This is a genomic window from Rhodococcus sp. DMF-1 (assembly GCF_021441945.1).
GTDB classification, from domain to species: domain Bacteria; phylum Actinomycetota; class Actinomycetes; order Mycobacteriales; family Mycobacteriaceae; genus Rhodococcus; species Rhodococcus ruber.
Window position 1 is genome coordinate 398,168 of sequence record NZ_CP090442.1, and the last position, 15,742, is coordinate 413,909.

Below are 15,742 nucleotides of genomic sequence, written 5' to 3' on the forward strand. Positions count from 1 at the left end.
GACCACCAGAAGGGATGTGCACGGTGCGCACCACCAGTAACCCGGTGTTCCGCAACCTGCCCAAGCAAGAGGGCGGCGGATACGCCACGTTCGGCTCTGCGACGGCGGGCGCCGCGCAGGTCACCCAGCAATTCGGTCAGCCGCAGTACGCGCCGACGGACCCGTGGGCCCGGCCCGCCACCGAGCGGTCGATGACGATCGACGACGTCGTCACCAAGACCGGCATCACGCTCGGGGTGCTGGCGATCTCGGCGCTGATCTCCTACGTCCTCGTCAACGGCAACGCGAACCTCGCCGCGCCGTTCGTCATCGGCGGCGGTCTCATCGGCCTGGTCCTGGTCCTCGTGGCCACCTTCGGCCGCAAGATGGACAACCCGGCCATCGTCCTGGCCTATGCCGTCGCCGAGGGCTTCTTCCTCGGCGCGCTGTCGTTCATGTTCACCGACATCACCTTCGGTGGCGCCGGCGGCGGAACCCTGATCGTCCAGGCGGTGCTCGGCACGTTCGGCGTGTTCTTCGGCATGCTCGTCGTCTACCGCACCGGCGCGATCCGCGTGACCCCGCGCCTGACCCGCATGATCGTCGGCGCCCTGATCGGTGTCCTCGTCCTGGCGCTGGGCAACCTCGTCGCGAGCTTCTTCGTCGACGGTGGCCTCGGCCTGCGCGACGGCGGCGCCCTGGCGATCGTCTTCAGTCTCGTCTGCATCGGCATCGCCGCGTTCAGCTTCCTGCTGGACTTCGACGCCGCCGATCAGCTCATCCGCGCCCAGGCGCCGGAGAAGGCCGCGTGGGGCGTCGCCTTCGGTCTGACCGTCACCCTGGTCTGGCTGTACGTCGAGATCCTGCGCCTGCTGTCGTACTTCCAGAACGACTAGCCCAGCTCTCCGGCCACCGTGCCGACCGCGGGCCCCGGGAACACCCGTTCCCGGGGCCCGCGGCGTGTCCGGGGCAGCCACAGCCGCGCGGCCGCCGACGTCTGCGGCGGAGCCGGCACCGGGCCACCGGCCCAGAGTCCGAGCGCGGCGGCCAGCACCGGCAGCAGGTGTCCGGCCGCGAGTTCGTATCCCGCGGCCGAGGGATGAAACCCGTCCGCGGAGAACAGGCGGTCGGGCGCGGACAGGAACTCGGGTGTCAGCAGGTCGGCCAGCGGCACCGGATACCCGCCGGCCGCGCGTGTCGCCGCGGCCTGCGCGCGGGCCAGTTGCCGCCCCCACGTCCGTACCACGGTGCGCAGCGGCTGGGGAATCGCGCCGACCACCCCCAGGTCGGGACACGTACCGACGACGACGGCGGCGCCGCTCGTGCGCAGACGCCGCACCGCCGAGCCCAGTCGCTGTGCCGAACGGTGCAGCGACAGTTTCGCGGTCACGTCGTTGGCCCCGACCAGGATCACGGCCGCGTCGGGCGGCGGACCCGCCACGAACATCGCGTCGACCTGCCCGGCCAGTCCCCGCGACGTGGCGCCGGCGATGGCCTTCGTGTCGAGCCGGACGCTGCGGCCCGACTCGTCGGCCAGCGCCCGGGCCAGCAGCACTCCCGGCACCTCCGCGGCGCTGACGCAGCCCAGGCCGGCGGCCGTCGAATCCCCGAAGATCATCAGGTGCAGGTCGAACGGCACGCCGCGGCGCCACGGCACCGGGGACTGCGCTCCGGGCGGGTACACCCCGTCCGCCTCGGGCGGCCTCGCCCAGGTACGGCCGATGACACCTCTCGCCGCCGTCGCCTGGCGCATCAGGTACGTGTACGTGAGCCAGGAGGCGCCGCCGGCGCCGGAGCCGGCGGCGACGGCCGTCGCGCCGGCCAGCGCCGCGGCGCGCCACGAGGTTCGGGGCACGGGAGATCACCTTTCCGAGCGGACGGCCCTGACGTTGCCGTGTCCAGTGTGCGTCGAATCCGCCGCTCGAGCAGCCGGAACGCCGTCGTGCGCCGGCATCTGAGAGCATGGAGGAATGCGCATCGCGGATTCCGTCGTCGACCTCATCGGAAACACCCCGCTGGTCAAGCTCAACTCGGTGACGACACCGGGTTCGGGCGTGGTCGCGGCGAAGATCGAATACCTCAACCCGGGCGGCAGCTCGAAGGACCGCATCGCGGTCAAGATGGTCGACGCCGCCGAGAAGTCCGGTGCACTGAAGCCGGGCGGCACCATCGTCGAACCGACCTCCGGCAACACGGGGATCGGTCTCGCGCTCGTCGCCCAGCAGCGCGGTTACAAGTGCGTGTTCGTGTGCCCCGACAAGGTCAGCGAGGACAAGCGCAACGTGCTGCGCGCGTACGGGGCCGAGGTCGTGGTGTGCCCGACCGCGGTCCCCCCGGAGCACCCCGACAGCTACTACACCGTCTCCGATCGTCTCGCCCGTGAACTGCCGGGTGGATGGAAGCCGGACCAGTACTCCAACCCGGCCGGTCCGGAGAGCCACTACGAGACCACCGGTCCCGAGATCTGGCGCGACACCGACGGCAAGGTGACCCACTTCGTCGCCGGCGTCGGCACCGGCGGCACCATCACCGGCACCGGCCGCTACCTCAAGGAGGTGTCGGGCGGCACGGTCAAGGTGATCGGCGCCGACCCGGAGGGCTCCGTGTACTCCGGCGGCACCGGTCGCCCGTATCTCGTGGAGGGCGTCGGCGAGGACTTCTGGCCGAGCGCCTACGATCCGTCGATTCCCGACGAGATCATCGCCGTCTCCGACGCCGACTCGTTCGACATGACCCGCCGGCTCGCCCGCGAGGAGGGCCTGCTCGTCGGCGGGTCGTGCGGCATGGCCGTCGTCGCCGCCCTGCGGGTCGCCGAGCGCGAGGGTCCGGACGCCCTCGTCGTGGTGCTGCTGCCCGACGGTGGGCGCGGTTACATGTCGAAGATCTTCAACGACAACTGGATGGCCTCGTACGGTTTCCTGCGGGCCCCGCTCGACGGCAAGCCCGACGATTCGACCGTCGGCGACGTCCTGCGCAGCAAGTCCGGCGAGCTGCCCGCGCTGGTGCACACGCATCCGTCCGAGACGGTCCGCGACGCCATCGAGATCCTCCGCGAATACGGGGTCTCGCAGATGCCGGTCGTGGGCGCCGAGCCGCCCGTCACCGCCGGTGAGGTCGCGGGCAGCGTCAGCGAGCGGGAACTGCTCAGCGCGGTCTTCGAGGGCCGCGCCCGGCTGGCCGACCCCGTCGCGAAGCACATGAGCCCGACCCTGCCGCTGATCGGCGTCGGCGAGTCGATCGCCGCCGCCACGAAGGCGTTCGGCGACACCGACGCGCTGCTGGTCATCGACGACGGCAAGCCCGTCGGGGTGATCACCCGCCACGACCTGCTCGGGTTCATCAGCGCCGGCTCCTGACGCCTTTCCCGCGGTGACCCACGGGCCGGGGAATGTTCCCCGGCCCGTGGTTCTTCCGCCCCCCGACTACGCTGAGCGGCATGAGTGAGCAGCGCAGCCACGGATTCTCCACCCGAGCGGTCCACGCCGGATACGATCCCGACCCGGCCACCGGTGCCGTCAACGTTCCCATCTATGCGAGTTCGACGTTCGCGCAGGACGGCGTCGGCGGGATGCGCGGCGGATTCGAGTACGCCCGCACCGGCAACCCCACCCGCAAGCCGCTCGAGGCGAATCTCGCGGCCATCGAGGCGGGAACGTTCGGCCGGGCCTTCAGTTCCGGCATGGCCGCCACCGACTGCCTGCTGCGTTCGGTGCTGCGCCCCGGCGATCATCTCGTCATCCCCAACGACGCCTACGGCGGCACCTTCCGGCTGATCGACAAGGTGTTCACGCAGTGGGGCATCGAGTACACGCCGGCGCCGATCTCCGACGTCGACGCCGTGCGAGAGGCGATGCGGCCCACCACCAGACTGGTGTGGGTCGAGACCCCGACGAACCCCCTGCTCAACATCGGCGACATCGCGGCACTCGCCGACGTCGCGCACACCGGTGGGGCGAAGATCGTCGTCGACAACACGTTCGCGTCGCCGTACCTGCAGCAGCCGCTGACCCTGGGTGCCGACGTCGCGCTGCACTCGACCACCAAGTACCTCGGCGGCCACTCCGACGTCGTCGGTGGTGCGCTGGTGACGAACGACGAGGAGCTGGACGCGAAGTTCGCGTTCCTGCAGAACGGCGCGGGCGCCGTCCCGGGCCCGTTCGACGCGTACCTGACGATGCGCGGTATCAAGACGCTGGCCCTGCGCATGGAACGGCACAGCGACAACGCCGAGAAGATCGTCGAGTTGCTCGACGGGCATCCCGCCGTCACCCGGGTGATCTACCCCGGCCACGAGTCGCATCCGGATCACGCCGTCGCCTCGAAGCAGATGCGCCGGTTCGGCGGCATGATCTCGCTGCGTCTGGCCGGGGGCAAGCAGGCCGCCCTCGACTTCTGCGCACGCACCGAGATCTTCACGCTCGCGGAGTCCCTCGGGGGTGTGGAGTCGCTGATCGAGCACCCGGGCGCGATGACGCACGCCTCGACGGCCGGGTCGCTGCTCGAGGTTCCGGACGATCTGGTGCGCCTGTCGGTGGGTATCGAGGATGCCGCCGACCTCCTCGCGGACGTCGAGCAGGCGCTCACGGCCTGACGGGGCGTCGGCCGGCCGGGTGTGCGAGCGGCGACGACCATGTTGCTGTAACTTCAAGTCCCGTGTGTGTGGCGCGTCACAAGTCCGGAACTAGAACGCGTTCTCGCATATATATGATATGGATGTAACGAACCGCATCGGTGATCGAGATCACACAGTACGGTGAAGTCGTTCGTCAGAGGGATGGGGAGTTCGCGAATGTCAGTTGACCCGTCGGCGGTGATTGTGGCGGTAGCCACGGCGGCGAGCGCCCTGGTACAGGGAGTGGACATCCCGGAGCATCTGGAGGAACAGGTCACGCAGGTGATCGAGTCGTTCCAGGCGTCCGCCGAATCGTCGGCCGCGGCCACCGATCAGCAGGTCACCGACCTCGTCGCGGCGCTGCCCGAGCCGATGCGCCCGGCCGCCGAGCAGGCCGTGGCGGATGCGACGTCGGCCGCGAAGGACGCGCTGATGCCGCATCTGCCGCCGGAGGCGGTCGCGGTGCTCGAACCACCGGCCGAGAATCCGGTACAGGCCGCGCCCCCGCAGGCGCCGTCGGTGCTGGCCCCGGCCGCGCCGGCGGGGCGGCCGTCCGTGTTCGGCGCCCCCGCCCCCGGCGCTGCGACGGGCAGCGGTGCGTGGGGGTCGGCACCGGGCGGGGTGGGGACCGGCGGCGCGGCGGTGACGTTGCCGTCGATCCCGGCGATCCTGCCCGGCACGAACCTGGCGCCGATCGGGGCGATCGCGGTGTTCGCGCCGTGGCTGCGCAAGGCCGGGAAGTTGTGCGAGGGGGTCGGGGCGCCGGTGCTGGCGGCGTTGTATTCGGCGGAGAACGGTTTCCGGTACGGACCGAGCGCCCCCGTCTCGCCGGTGGGTGCGAAGGGGCCGGGGCAGTTCATGCCCGGTACGTGGGATGCCTACGGCAAGGACGCCGACGGGGACGGGCGGGCCGACGTGCTCGGCATCGCCGACCCGGTGATGGCGTCCGGGAATCTGCTGTGCGACAACTACCGGCAGATCGAGCAGTGGAAGGCACAGGGGGTGGTGCGCGGCGACACTCTCGACCTCACGCTCGCGGCGTACAACGCCGGTCTCGGGGCCGTGCGCCGATCCGGGGGCATGCCGTCCGGCCTACCGGACTACGAGAACCAGACCAAGCCGTACGTGGCGAAGATCCGGGCGACCGAGATGGTGTTCGCGCGGCTGCTCTCGCCGTTCTTCGGGCTCGGGTTGCCGGGGATGACCGAGACCGGCAACCGGGTGGTGGATCTGGCGTTCCGGTATCTGGGGCTGCCGTATGTGTGGGGCGGCGGCAACATCAACGGTCCGTCCGGCGGCGGGTTCGACTGTTCGGGCCTGACGTCGTACGCGGTGTACGCGGCGACGGGGGTGACGTTGCCGCGTACGTCGCAGACGCAGTGGCGGGTCGGCACCGAGATTCCGATCGAACTGGCCCGGCCGGGAGATCTGGTGTTCGGAAACTGGCAGTCCGACGGACCCGGGCACGTGGGCATCTACATCGGCGGCGGCCAGATGGTGCATGCCCCGACGTTCGGAGACGTGGTGCGCGTCGGCGCGGTCTTCCCCGGCATGAAGGCCCGTCGCCTGATCTGAGGTGCCGTACGCGAGAAGGGTCCGACCGGAGGCGCCGGTCGGACCCTTCTCGCATGTCGGTCGAGCCGCACGACGGCTCGCCGTCGGTCAGCTGTGGTACGGCTCCGCGCTGACGAGCGTCACCTTCATGGTGCTGCCGTTGGGGAGCGTGTACTCGCGGGTCTCGCCGACCTTCGCGTCGATCAGGGCACCGCCCAGCGGGGAGCTGGGGGAGTAGATCTCGATCTCGTTGCCCCGGGCGCCCTCCTCGCGGGTGGCGATGAGGAACGTCTCCTTGTCGCTTTCGTCGCCGTCGTAGTAGACCGTGACGACCGAGCCGGGCAGCGCGACGCCGGACTGCGTGGGCGCGACACCGACCTTCGCGTTGTTCAGCAGTTCCTGCAGCTGACGAATCCGGGCCTCTTGCTGACCCTGCTCCTCGCGAGCGGCGTGGTATCCACCGTTCTCCTTGAGGTCGCCCTCCTCGCGGCGCTCGTTGATCTCGGCCGCGATGACGGGACGATTCGCGATGAGCTGGTCGAGTTCTGCCTTGAGTCGGTCGTACGACTCCTGTGTCAGCCAGGTCACCTGGGTCTCGGTCATCCTCGATCACTTCCTTCGGGTTGGAGCTCCCGGCTCCGTCGACTGGTCGCCGCAACTCGCAGCGACGACGGCAACGCGGATCCCTCGAACGTTCCCCCCAAGCCAGTGGCGAACAGGACCGCACTGCTTCCTATGCAGCAATACACGGCCCCAAAGGGTGGAACCGTGTATCAGGCAATTCTAGCACCAACGTGGTCGCGACCACGGAATCCGCAGCGTGCGGTCAGTGCGCGCGCAGGTATTCGGGCACCTCGAAGCTGCAGCCGTACATGTCCGCCATGCCCGGCCGCTGCGACGTGACCACCGGCGCGTCCATCAGCAGGGTGCCGGACTCGGACGACGGGATCAGCACCTCGCGCCGGCCCGTCTCGGATCCGTCCTTCGACCGCGAGCGGATGATGCACACCGCCTCCTGCGACGGGTCCTTCCGCGTCACGGTGAACTGCACCTGCACGGTCGAGTCGTCGACGACGGTGTAGGTGACGACCTCGCTCTCGATGTCCGGGGTGCCGAACTTCTGGTAGAGCAGGAACGCCGCGAGCACCCCGGCGACGAGCCCGACGGCGACCAGTGCCCACAGCCAGGTGCGGCGGGATCCGCCCGTCGCCGGGTAGCGGTCGGTCGGGTAGCGGTCGGTCGGGGTGGTGTCGGTCATCACACTTACTTTCGTGCACCCGCGGGCGCAGCGGGGGCGTGGCTGACGAGGGACGTGTCAGGTGGAACTATAGGGGAGGAACCCAGGACACCGGCCCGCAGTGCCGGTGGTCCGGGTAGCGACGATGCAGCCGACGGCGAGGTGGAGGAAAGACGTGAGCGGACTACGGCTCATGGCCGTGCATGCCCATCCCGATGACGAGTCGAGCAAGGGTGCCGCCACGACGGCCCGCTATGCCGCGGAAGGGCACGAGGTGCTGGTGGTCACCCTGACCGGGGGTGAACGCGGCGACATTCTCAACCCCGCGATGGACATCCCCGGGATCCGGGACCGCATGCCCGAGGTCCGGCGCGAGGAGATGGCCGCGGCCGCCCGCATCCTGGGGGTGCAGCAGCGGTGGCTCGGGTTCGTCGACTCGGGGCTGCCGGAGGGCGACCCGAAGCCGCCGCTGCCCGAGGGTTGCTTCGCGCTGGTGCCGCTCGAGGAACCGACCCGCAAGCTCGTCGAGGTGATCCGGGAGTTCCGGCCGCACGTGATGACCACGTACGACGAGAACGGCGGCTACCCGCACCCCGACCACATCCGGTGCCACGAGGTGTCCGTCGCGGCGTACGAGGCGGCCGGTGACCCGGACCGCTTCCCCGAGGCCGGACCGGCGTGGAAGGTGCAGAAGCTGTACTACTCGCACGGGTTCATCCGCAAGCGCCTGGAGCTGTTCCGCGAGGAGTACGAGCGGCGGGGCGAGCCGTTCCCGATGGAGGAATGGCTCAAGCGGTGGCGCACCGAGCAGGGCGACATCATGGCGCGGGTGACCACGCAGATCACCTGCAGCGACTACTTCCCGAAGCGGGACGACGCGCTCCGCGCCCACGCGACGCAGATCGATCCCAACGGCTCCTTCTTCGCCGTGCCGCTGGACATCCAGCAGAAGGTGTGGCCGACGGAAGAATTCGAATTGGCCAAGACCCGCGTGCACACGGCGATCCCCGAAACGGATCTGTTCGCGGGCATCGAGGACGGACAGGTGAGATGACGGTAGGCATGCTGGCGGCCGAGGTCCTGGCCCAGGACCCCACCGGCCCCGAATTCGGCAAGGCGTCGCCGCTCGGTCTCGCGCTCATCGTGATCCTGCTCGTGGCCACCGCCCTGCTGATCCGCTCGATGAACAAGCGGCTCGGCAAGCTGCCGGAGACGTTCGAGCCCGAGCACCCCGAGCCGGACCAGGCCGCGGACGAGGGGACCGATCGCGGGGCCGCGGAGAGCCGCAAACCCGACCACCCCCAGCCCCCGATGGCCACGAACTGACGGACGCGTCGTGACACCCCCGGAGGCCTCGGCGCCCGACACCCGCCACCGGAACACCCTCGGCGAGGCGACCAGCCCCTACCTGCGGCAGCACGCCGACAATCCGGTGCACTGGCACCAGTGGGGCGAGGAGGCGCTGAGCTGGGCCCGCGAGCGGGACGTGCCGGTTCTGCTCTCCGTGGGGTACGCGGCGTGCCACTGGTGCCACGTGATGGCGCACGAGTCGTTCGAGGACGAGGCCACCGCCGCGTCGATGAACGAGCACTTCGTGTGCATCAAGGTCGACCGGGAGGAACGCCCGGACATCGACGCGATCTACATGAACGCCACCGTCGCGATGACCGGGCAGGGCGGCTGGCCGATGACGTGCTTCCTCACCCCGGACGGCGCTCCGTTCTACTGCGGCACCTACTACCCGAAGATGCCGCGCGGCGGCATGCCGTCGTTCGCCCAGCTGCTCGAGGCGATCTCCGACACCTGGCGCAACCGTCGCGCAGACGTGCACCGCTCCGCCGTGGCGATCGTCTCGGAACTGCGCCGCGGCAGCGGCGGGCTCGCGCCCGGCGAGCGGCCGGTGGACGCCGCCCTGCTCGATGCCGCCGACGCCTCCGTCGCCGCCGACGAGGACGCGGTGCACGGCGGGTTCGGGGGCGCCCCGAAGTTTCCGCCGTCCGCGCTGCTCGAGGGCCTGCTGCGCGGATACGAGCGCAGCGGGAACCCGGCCGTGCTCTCCCTCGTCGAACGGACGGCCGAGGCGATGGCGCGCGGCGGCATCTACGACCAGCTGGCCGGCGGTTTCGCCCGCTACAGCGTCGACGCCGGGTGGGTGGTTCCGCACTTCGAGAAGATGCTCTACGACAACGCGCTGCTGTTGCGGATGTACGCGCACCTCGCGCGACGGACGTCGGCGCCCTGGGTGCGACGGGTCACCGAGGAGACCGTCGAGTTCCTGCTGCGGGACCTGCGCACCGCCGGACGATGCTTCGCCTCGGCGCTCGACGCCGACACCGACGGGGTCGAGGGCCTGACCTACGTGTGGACACCCGCGCAGCTGGCCGAGGTCCTCGGTGACGACGACGCGCAGTGGGCGGCCGAGCTGTTCACCGTGACCGGCGCCGGCACCTTCGAACACGGCTCGTCGGTGCTGCAGCTGCTCGCCGAGCCGGACGATGCCGAACGCTACGAGCGGGTGCGGGCCGAGCTGTTCGCCGCCCGGCTGCAGCGTCCGCAACCCGGCCGCGACGACAAGGTCGTCACGGCGTGGAACGGTTTCGCGATCACCGCGCTGGCCGAGGCCGGCGCCGCGTCCGGTCGGGCCGACTGGGTCGAGGCGGCCGTCGACTGCGCGCGGGCACTGCTCGACCTGCACGTGGTGGACGGACGGCTGCGACGGGCCTCCCTCGGCGGCACGGTCGGTGCCCCGGCGGGTGTGCTCGAGGACTACGGCGCCCTCGTCACCGCCCTGCTCGCGGTGTACCAGGCGACGGGTGACGCCGCGTGGCTGAGCCCGGCCCGGGAGCTCGCCGACGTGGCGCTGACCCATTTCCAGGATCCGGCACGGCCCGGTAGTTGGTTCGACACCGCCGACGATGCCGAAACCCTGGTGGCGCGGCCGCGGGATCCGATCGACAGCGCCACCCCGTCGGGGGCGGCGCTGATCTGCGAAGCCCTGCTCACCCTCGCCGCGGTCGTGCCCGAGGACCCGCGGTACACGGATGCGGCGGACGCGTCGCTGCGGTCCGCGGTGGTGCTGCTCGAACGGGCGCCGCGTTCGGCCGGGCACTGGCTGGCCGTCGCCGAGGCGGCGGTGCGCGGACCCGTCCAGGTGGCGGCGGTCGGCGGCGGCGAACTGCTCGCCGTCGCGCGGCAGGCAGCTCCCGGCGGCGCCGTCGTGGTCGGCGGGGATCCGGACTCGTCACCGTTGCTGGCCGACCGACCGCTGGTCGACGGACGTCCGGCGGCGTACGTGTGCCGCGGATACGTGTGCGACCGGCCCGTCACGACGGCGGCCGAACTGCGCGCGGCGCTCTCGGCCTGAGCGATCCGGGTCTCAGCCGGCGCGGGACGAGGTCAGCAGTGCCGGCAGCGGGGCATCGATGCTGTTGTCGTCGAACGCCTCGAGCACGGCGCGGGCGATCGCGCGCTGCACGGCCCACTGCTTGCCGGCACGGGTGCGCACGGTGATCCGCAGCGTCACCGATTCGGGGGTGACGGAGTTGACGCCGAGCATCTCGGGCGGCTCGAGGATGTCGCGGGCCAGGTCGTCGCGTTCGACGGTCTCGAGCGCGGCGCGCAGCGCCACCTCGCACGCCCGGTGCACGTTGGCGGCGTGCGCGATGGGGGCGTCGACGACGGCGACGGCGTAACCCTGGCTCATGTTCCCCACGCGCAGGATCTCGCCGTTGCGGCAGTACCAGAGGGTGCCGCTGATGTCGCGGACGGTGGTGACCCGCAGGCCGACCGATTCCACGGTGCCGACCGCGTCGCCCAGGTCGACGACGTCGCCGACGCCGTACTGGTCCTCGAGCAGCATGAACATCCCGGAGATGAAGTCACGCACCAGGTTCTGCGCACCGAAACCGAGCGCGACGCCGACGATGCCGGCGGAGGCGATGAACGGTGCGACGTTGAGTCCGAGGGTGCCGAGTATCTGCAGGACGCACCAGACGAGCAGCACGACGGAGACGCCGGACTCGAGCACCGAGCCGATCGTCTCGGCGCGCTGCGTGCGCCGCTCGTTGACCAGCACCCCCGGCAGACCCTTCGGGGCGCGCTCCTGGAAGGGGCGGAGCAGGCCGGGCTTGCTGCTCTGGTGTCGCGGCTTCGTCATCCGGTCGATGAACCGGTGCAGCACAAACCTCAGGATCAGCGCCGCCAGGACGTATCCCGCGATCGCCAGCGGCCGCTCGACGAGCCACTCCCGGTTGGTGTCGGTCAGTTCGAATGCCAGTCGCTGAACAGTCATCCCGGCCGAGTCTACGGATCCGCGACGCGGCTGCCACCGATGTGATCTTCGTCCGATCGGGTTTACCCGAACACCACCAGCCACACGGCGACGGCGTGACAGAGGGCGGCGAGCACGGTCGCCGCGTGGAAGAACTCGTGGTAGCCGAAGACGTGCGGCCAGGGGTCGGGCCACTTGGTGGCGTAGAGGATCGCGCCGATGCTGTAGAGGATCCCCCCGACCAGCAGCAGCACCATCGCGGCGATGCCCGCCTCGTCGATCAGCTGGCCGGCGACGGGGACGATCGCCCAGCCGAGCAACAGGTACAGCGGGACACCCACCCAGCGGGGCGCGGTGGGCCAGAGCATCTTCAGGGCCACGCCGGCGAGGGCCCCGGTCCACACCACCGTCAGCAGCGTGCGGCCGGTGTCCGGGGGCAGCGCCAGCGTCGCGAAGGGGGTGTAGCTGCCGGCGATGAACAGGAAGATCATCGAATGGTCCGCGCGTTTCATCCACGTGCGCGCCCGCGGGTCGTGCCAGTGGACCCGGTGGTAGAGGGCGCTCACGCCGAACACCCCGCACACGGTGAGGCTGTAGATCACCGTCGACCAGCCCGCGGGCGGATCGGCCACGGTCTGCGACAGGACCACCAGCACGGCGCCGGCCACCACGGCCACGCCGAACGCCCACAGATGGATCCAGCCGCGCATCCGCGGCTTCACGGGCAGTTCGTCGATCCCGAATACCGTCATGGCCGGGCCTCCCTTCGGTACCGAAGAGTAACCTACGCTTCCGTAACTTTCTCGGCGTGTCGGGGCGGGGGCGGGGAGCCGCGTTCGAGGGACGCACCCGACCGCCGTCGCGCCCGGAGGACATCGTGAGCGTAATGTGACCCGCGTGGTGATCTCGGGGTGAACGCGCGCGGCCTGCTGTACCAGCTCTACGAACGACGGCTGCTGAGCAAGCTGGACGGCGCCCAGCACCCCCGGCACGTCGCCGTGATGTGCGACGGCAACCGTCGCTGGGCCCGCGAGAACGGGTTCACCGACGTCAGTCACGGGCACCGCATGGGCGCACTCAAGATCGCCGAACTGCTGAGCTGGTGCGATGCCGCCGGCATCGAGCGGGCCACCATCTACCTGCTCTCCACGGAGAATCTGCAGCGTGAACCCGAGGAGCTCGAGGCGCTGCTCGAGATCATCACCGACGTCGTCGAGGAGATCTCGGGCCCGGAACAGAACTGGAGCGTGAAGATCGTCGGCACGCTCGACCTGCTGCCGGACGAACTGAGCCGGCGCCTGAGCGAGGCCGCCGAGCGGACACAGGGCCGGACCGGCACCCACGTCAACGTCGCGGTCGGCTACGGCGGCCGGCAGGAGATCGCCGACGCCGTGCAGGCTCTGCTGCGGGCCAAGCAGCGCGAGGGGCTCGACGGCGAGGGCCTGGTCGAGGCCGTCACGGTCGAGGCCATCAGCGATCATCTCTACACCTCGGGGCAGCCCGACCCCGACCTGGTCATCCGGACCTCCGGCGAGCAACGGCTCTCGGGCTTCCTGCTGTGGCAGAGCGCGTACTCCGAGATCTGGTTCACCGAGGCCTACTGGCCGGAGTTCCGGCGCGTCGACTTCCTGCGCGCGCTGCGCGACTTCGCGGCGCGGCACCGCCGCTTCGGCGCCTAACCGCCGGTGCGTCCTTTGGGCTGTCCCCGCAGCCCAAAGGACGCACCGGCGGCGAAGCCGCCTACAGCTTGCGCAGGCGCAGACGGTTGATCGAATGGTCGGAGTCCTTGCGCAGGACCAGCGTTGCGCGCGGCCGCGTCGGCAGGATGTTCTCCACCAGGTTCGGCCGGTTGATCGAGTGCCAGATCTCCTTCGCGGCGCCCACGGCGTCGCGGTCCGACAGGTTCGCGTAGTGGTGGAAATGCGCCTCGGGATCGGAGAACGCCGTCTTGCGGAGCGCGAGAAACCGCTCCACATACCATTTCTCGATGTCCTCGAGGCGGGCGTCGACGTAGATCGAGAAGTCGAACAGGTCCGACACCATCAGCCGCGGACCGGTCTGCAGGACGTTCAGGCCCTCGATGATGAGGATGTCCGGTTGCCGCACCACGTGATACTGGCCCGGGATGATGTCGTAGGAGATGTGCGAGTACACCGGGGCCGCCACCTCCGCGGCGCCGGACTTGACCTCGGTGACGAACCGGAGCAGTTTGCGCCGATCGTAACTCTCCGGAAACCCCTTGCGATGCATGATGTTCCGTCGCATCAGCTCCCGGGACGAGTACAGGAAGCCGTCGGTGGTCACCAGGTCCACCCGAGGGTGGTGTTCCCAGCGCGCCAGCAGTGCCTGCAGCACGCGCGCCGTGGTCGACTTGCCGACCGCGACCGAGCCGGCCACTCCGATCACGAACGGCACCTGCTGGTCCGGATGCTTCTCGCCGAGGAACGTGGCGGTCGCGGCGAACAGTCGCTGTCGCGCGGCGACCTGCAGATGGATCAGACGGGCCAGCGGAAGGTACACCTCCGCCACCTCCGCCAGATCGATCTGCTCGCCGAGGCCCCGCAGGCCGCGCAGCTCCTCCTCGGTCAGCACCAGCGGCGTCGACTTGCGCAGCGTCCGCCACTGCTTGCGGTCGAACTCGACGTACGGACTCGGCTCGCTCAGACGCGCCACCGGCACACTCCCGACTCGACGGGCCCGGCGGCACACCCCGGGTATGGCTCGCAGCGAAGGATGTCCATATCGGCCGATTGTGCTCGCTGACACATCCGCTCGCTGCGCGGGGTCCGGTTTCCGGGGTCGCCGACGGGCCGGGGGCCGGTTCGGGGGACTAGGGTGCGAGGGCATGGACCCGGACTCGCTGGTGCGTGAATACCTCCTGCTCGGCTTGGCGTTCGACCGGCTCGAGGAGGGTTTCGTCGACGCCTTCACCGGCGACCCGGAGCTGCGTCGCCGGGTGGAGAACGCGCCGGCCCCGGACCCTCGTGACTTGTCCCACACCGCACGGCGGCTGCGTGCCGAGCTGCCCGCGACGGGGCTCTCGGGTGAGCGCACCCGCTTCCTCGACGTGCACCTGCGCGCCCTCGACTGCTCGGCCCGCAAGTTCGCCGGTGAGGACATCGCCTTCGTCGAGGAGGTCGAGGCCTACTTCGACGTGCGTATCGGCCTGGGCGACGAGGACGCGTACCGCGACGCTCACCGGCGGATCGATGCGCTGCTGCCCGGCAGTGGCCCGCTCGCCGAGCGGCTGCAGGCCCACCGCAAGTCCGAGGTCGTTCCCGCCGACCGCCTCGCCGAGTGCGTCGACGCCTTCTCGAGCGCCCTGCGCGACAAGGTCCGGGCGGTGTTCCCGCTACCCGAGACCGAAACCGTCGAGTACGAGGTGGTCGGCGACAAGCCGTGGTCCGGGTTCAACTACTACCTGGGCCGCTACCGCTCCCGCGTCGCGATCAACTCCGATCTCGACCAGCACATGTCGCACCTGCCGCGGCTGATCGCGCACGAGTCCTATCCCGGCCACCACACCGAACACTGCCGCAAGGAGGCCGGACTGGTCGCCGGGGGGCACGACGAGCAGACCCTCTTCGTCGTGAACACCCCGCAGTGCCTCATGGCCGAGGGGCTGGCAGACCTCGCGCTGGAGACGATCGTCGGACCGGGCTGGGGGCGGTGGGCGCAGGACATCTACGCCGACCTGGGCCTGCGGTTCGACGGTGAGCTCGCCGAGAAGCTGCACGAGGCGTCGGCCGAGTTGCTGAGCGTCCGCCAGGACGCCGCTCTGCTCCTGCACGACCGGGGACGCACCGGCGACGAGGTCGTCGCCTTCCTGCAGCGGTGGTCGTTGTCGAGTCCGGAACGGGCCCGGCAGTCGCTCCGCTTCCTGTCGTCGCCGTTGTGGCGCGCCTACATCAGCACCTACGTCGAGGGGTACCGCCTGCTCGGCGGCTGGCTGGCGCAGGCCCCGGCGGGCCCGGAACGCGTCGAACGGTTCCGTCGCCTGCTCGACGAACCCCTGGTGCCCGGCGTCCTGCGGTGCGAGCAGTCATGACCTGCGCCGTCGCCCGAGGGGACCGGGTTCCTGGACCGGGGG

The 15,742-nt window shown here is 70.4% G+C and carries 15 protein-coding genes; 9 read left to right on the forward strand and 6 right to left on the reverse strand.

Annotated features, from left to right (window positions below):
- The first annotated feature begins 23 nt into the window (after positions 1 to 23).
- On the forward strand, positions 24 to 875 hold the full coding sequence (locus LZP97_RS01995) for a Bax inhibitor-1/YccA family protein (RefSeq protein ID WP_026137644.1): 852 nt from the start codon (positions 24 to 26) through the stop codon (positions 873 to 875).
- Here LZP97_RS01995 and LZP97_RS02000 read toward each other — a convergent pair.
- On the reverse strand, positions 872 to 1,834 hold the full coding sequence (locus LZP97_RS02000) for an SGNH/GDSL hydrolase family protein (RefSeq protein ID WP_010592892.1): 963 nt from the start codon (positions 1,832 to 1,834) through the stop codon (positions 872 to 874). The genes LZP97_RS01995 and LZP97_RS02000 overlap by 4 nt on opposite strands.
- Positions 1,835 to 1,949: 115 nt before the next feature.
- Here LZP97_RS02000 and LZP97_RS02005 point away from each other — a divergent pair, with 115 nt between their 5' ends.
- From LZP97_RS02005 to LZP97_RS02015, 3 genes are all read left to right on the forward strand, one after another.
- Entirely contained in the window at positions 1,950 to 3,335 is a 1,386-nt protein-coding gene (locus tag LZP97_RS02005; protein ID WP_010592891.1) for a cystathionine beta-synthase, read from the forward strand.
- Positions 3,336 to 3,415: 80 nt separating this feature from the next.
- The gene (locus LZP97_RS02010) at positions 3,416 to 4,570 is read left to right on the forward strand and encodes a cystathionine gamma-synthase (RefSeq protein ID WP_048771876.1); all 1,155 of its coding nucleotides are present in this window, start codon (positions 3,416 to 3,418) and stop codon (positions 4,568 to 4,570) included.
- 198 nt (positions 4,571 to 4,768) lie between these two features.
- Entirely contained in the window at positions 4,769 to 6,166 is a 1,398-nt protein-coding gene (locus tag LZP97_RS02015) for a bifunctional lytic transglycosylase/C40 family peptidase (RefSeq protein ID WP_026137643.1), read from the forward strand.
- Positions 6,167 to 6,253: 87 nt separating this feature from the next.
- Here LZP97_RS02015 and greA read toward each other — a convergent pair whose 3' ends face one another.
- Positions 6,254 to 6,748, reverse strand: coding sequence for a transcription elongation factor GreA (gene greA / locus LZP97_RS02020; RefSeq protein ID WP_003935085.1), 495 nt, complete (start codon positions 6,746 to 6,748; stop codon positions 6,254 to 6,256).
- Positions 6,749 to 6,971: 223 nt separating this feature from the next.
- The gene (locus tag LZP97_RS02025) at positions 6,972 to 7,403 is read right to left on the reverse strand and encodes a DUF4307 domain-containing protein (protein ID WP_017680284.1); all 432 of its coding nucleotides are present in this window, start codon (positions 7,401 to 7,403) and stop codon (positions 6,972 to 6,974) included.
- A 154-nt stretch (positions 7,404 to 7,557) separates the two neighbouring features.
- On the opposite strand from LZP97_RS02025, the gene mca reads away from it, so the two are divergent.
- From mca to LZP97_RS02040, 3 genes are read left to right on the forward strand one after another with little or no spacing between them, the layout of a single operon-like run.
- Positions 7,558 to 8,436: a mycothiol conjugate amidase Mca gene (gene mca / locus LZP97_RS02030; RefSeq protein ID WP_026137642.1), complete on the forward strand. Its 879-nt coding sequence runs from the start codon at positions 7,558 to 7,560 to the stop codon at positions 8,434 to 8,436.
- Positions 8,433 to 8,708: a hypothetical protein gene (locus LZP97_RS02035; RefSeq protein WP_006940388.1), complete on the forward strand. Its 276-nt coding sequence runs from the start codon at positions 8,433 to 8,435 to the stop codon at positions 8,706 to 8,708. Before mca ends, LZP97_RS02035 begins: the two co-directional genes overlap by 4 nt.
- A gap of 10 nt (positions 8,709 to 8,718) precedes the next feature.
- On the forward strand, positions 8,719 to 10,746 hold the full coding sequence (locus tag LZP97_RS02040; protein WP_048771873.1) for a thioredoxin domain-containing protein: 2,028 nt from the start codon (positions 8,719 to 8,721) through the stop codon (positions 10,744 to 10,746).
- Between the two features lie 12 nt (positions 10,747 to 10,758).
- On the opposite strand, the gene LZP97_RS02045 is transcribed toward LZP97_RS02040, so the two are convergent.
- Together LZP97_RS02045 and trhA are read right to left on the reverse strand one after the other, a co-directional pair.
- Complete coding sequence (locus LZP97_RS02045; RefSeq protein WP_010592883.1) at positions 10,759 to 11,673, reverse strand: mechanosensitive ion channel family protein; 915 nt, start codon at positions 11,671 to 11,673, stop codon at positions 10,759 to 10,761.
- 62 nt (positions 11,674 to 11,735) lie between these two features.
- Positions 11,736 to 12,404 (reverse strand): PAQR family membrane homeostasis protein TrhA, encoded by a 669-nt coding sequence (trhA, locus tag LZP97_RS02050; protein ID WP_010592882.1) that lies wholly within the window; start codon positions 12,402 to 12,404, stop codon positions 11,736 to 11,738.
- A 159-nt stretch (positions 12,405 to 12,563) separates the two neighbouring features.
- Here trhA and LZP97_RS02055 point away from each other — a divergent pair, with 159 nt between their 5' ends.
- Positions 12,564 to 13,331 (forward strand): isoprenyl transferase, encoded by a 768-nt coding sequence (locus LZP97_RS02055; protein WP_010592881.1) that lies wholly within the window; start codon positions 12,564 to 12,566, stop codon positions 13,329 to 13,331.
- A 61-nt stretch (positions 13,332 to 13,392) separates the two neighbouring features.
- Here the strand turns inward: LZP97_RS02055 and coaA are convergent, their stop codons facing one another.
- Complete coding sequence (coaA, locus tag LZP97_RS02060) at positions 13,393 to 14,325, reverse strand: type I pantothenate kinase (protein ID WP_003935077.1); 933 nt, start codon at positions 14,323 to 14,325, stop codon at positions 13,393 to 13,395.
- Between the two features lie 172 nt (positions 14,326 to 14,497).
- On the opposite strand from coaA, the gene LZP97_RS02065 reads away from it, so the two are divergent.
- Positions 14,498 to 15,700 carry a hypothetical protein gene (locus LZP97_RS02065; RefSeq protein ID WP_017680280.1) on the forward strand — a complete coding sequence of 401 codons (1,203 nt, stop codon included), beginning with the start codon at positions 14,498 to 14,500 and terminating at the stop codon, positions 15,698 to 15,700.
- The last annotated feature ends 42 nt before the right edge of the window (positions 15,701 to 15,742 follow it).